The sequence below is a fragment of the Arthrobacter sp. JCM 19049 genome (assembly GCF_001310435.1).
The window spans coordinates 1-2,419 of sequence record NZ_BAXF01000335.1 but is presented as its reverse complement, the minus strand read 5'-3'; the positions used below and the strand labels follow the sequence as shown (position 1 = coordinate 2,419).

General features: G+C 67.7%; 1 pseudogene. It reads right to left on the bottom strand.

The annotated features are described in order from the left end of the window. Nucleotides 1-2,266 (bottom strand): annotated as a pseudogene (gene xdhB / locus JCM19049_RS11805) (xanthine dehydrogenase molybdopterin binding subunit); the annotation flags it as partial. Nucleotides 2,267-2,419 lie beyond the last annotated feature (153 nt).

Sequence of the window (2,419 nt, the reverse complement as noted above, 5' to 3'; positions counted from 1 at the left end):
TGCACCCCGGTTCCGGCAGCGGCAAAGGCCGCGACCGCCTGGCGCAGCGCCTCCCGCACGGAGAAGGCGAGCATGAACGGCGGTTCACCCACCGCCTTGGAGCCGTAGACCGCCCCTTCCTCGTGGGCCTTGTCCAGCAGGGCCACATTGAAGGTCTCGGGCATTTCGGAGAAGCTGGGGATCTTGTAGGTGCTGGCCGCCTGGGTGGCCAGCCGGCCCCGGGTGGGCCGGTCGCTGGTGTCCCAGCGCAGGTCCTCCAGGGTGAGCCAACCAGGCCCTGCACGAACCCACCCTCAATCTGTCCCACGTCGATCATCGGGGAGAGCGAGTCCCCCACGTCGTGCACGATGTCCACGCGGCGCACCGTGTAGGAGCCGTCGAAGCGGCTGACCTCCACCTCGGTGGCGGCGGCCCCGCAGGCGAAGTACTTGAATGGCTCCCCGCGCATCGCGCCCAGGTCCCAGTGCAGCCCCTCCGTGCGGTAGAAGCCGGCGGCGGAGAGCTGGATGCGCTGGAAGTAGGCGGTGCGCACCAGTTCGCCCCATTCCAGGGTTTTCTTGGTGCTCAGGCCGGTGATGATCCCGCCCTGGAAGCGGACCTCATGGGCCGGCACGCCCAACTGCACGGCGGCGACCTGCGCCAGCCGGGCCTGGATCTGTTCACAGGCGTCCTTCACCGCCCCGCCGTTCAGGTCGCTGCCGGAGCTGGCTGCGGTGGCCGAGGTGTTGGGCACCTTGTCGGTGCGGGTCGCGGCGATGCGCACCGTGGATAGCGGCACCCCCAGGCTGGTCGCGGCGACCTGCAGGATCTTTTGGTGCAGGCCCTGGCCCATCTCGGTGCCGCCGTGGTTCACCAGCACGGTACCGTCCTTGTAGACCAGCACCAGGGCCCCGCCCTGGTTGAAGGCGGTGAGGTTGAAGGAGATCCCGAACTTGACCGGGGTCAGCGCCAACGCACGCTTGGTGTGCTCAGTGCCGGCATTGAATTCGGCGATTTCCTTTTCCCGGCGGACGATATCTGCCTCGTCGAGTACCTGCTGCCACACGGCGTCGATGCGCTCGGCGTGGCGCACCGGCTGGTAGTAGGGGGTGTCCTGCCCCTGGGTGTAGAAGTTTCGCCGGCGCAGCTCACGCGCCGGGATCCCCAGCTGCGGTGCCACCCGGCCCAGGATGTCTTCCATGATGAGCATGCCCTGCGGCCCGCCGAAGCCGCGGAACGCGGTTTGGGAGGTCTTGTGGCATTTGGCCACCCGCCCGTGCACCCGGATGTTCGGGATCCAGTAGGCATTGTCGATGTGGCACAGCGCGCGGGTGAGCACCGGTTCGGACATGTCCAGGCTCCACCCGCCATCGGAGGTCAGAGTGGCATCCAGCCCCAGGATCCGGCCGTCCTGGTCGAACCCAATCTTCCAGCTGGCGTAGAAGCCGTGGCGTTTGCCGGTCATGGTCATGTCCAGGGTGCGGTCCAGGCGCACCCGCACCGGCCGGCCGGTGAGCAGCGCCCCCAGCCCGGCCAGGGCCGCATAGCCGTGGGACTGCATTTCCTTCCCGCCGAACGCCCCGCCCATGCGCAGCACCTGAACGGTGATCTGGTGGGCCGGCAGATCCAGCACGTGCGAGACGATGTCCTGGGTTTCGGTGGGGTGCTGGGTGGAGGACTGGATCATCAGCTGCCCGCCCTCATCCACGTAGGCCAGCGAGTTCTGGGTTTCCAGGTAGAAGTGTTCCTGCCCGGAGAACTCAAAGTCCCCCTCGAACACGTGTGCCGCCTCCGCCAGCGCGGCCCCGGGCTCACCCTTGTTGATCACCGGTTGGATGCCATGGAAGCTTTCGGCGGCAATCGCCTCGGACAGCGTGATCAGCGAGGGCAGCGGCTCGTAGTCCACCGCAACGGCGGCGGCCCCGGCCTTGGCGGCCTCCAGGTCTTCACCGAGAACCCAGGCCACCGCCTGGCCGTAGAACATGACTTCTTCGGGTGGGATCATCGGCTCGTCATGCTTCGTGCCCTGATCGTTCACCCCGGGGATGTCCGCCGCGGTGATGACCCTGACCACACCCGGGACCTTCAGGGCCGGGGTGTGGTCCAGCCTCAGGATTCGGGCGTGGGCATGGGTGGACCGCACCGGGTAGGCGTGCAGCACGCCGACCATCCGCTGGTACAGGTCATCGGTGTACAGGGCGGTGCCGGTCACGTGCGCGAGAGCGGATTCGTGCGGGTGGCTTTCGCCGACAATGGCCCCGGTGGGGCGCTGCGATAGCTGGCTCATGAGTGGTGCTCTCCCTTCAAAGCTGGGGTGCGGCCAAGCTGCTGGGCAAAGAAGCGCTCCAGGGAGGAGCCGAGCATGGCCTTGCGGTAGTTTGAGCTGGCGCGGTGGTCATCCATGGGGGTTCCCTCCTGCGCCATGACCTCGGCCGCGGCG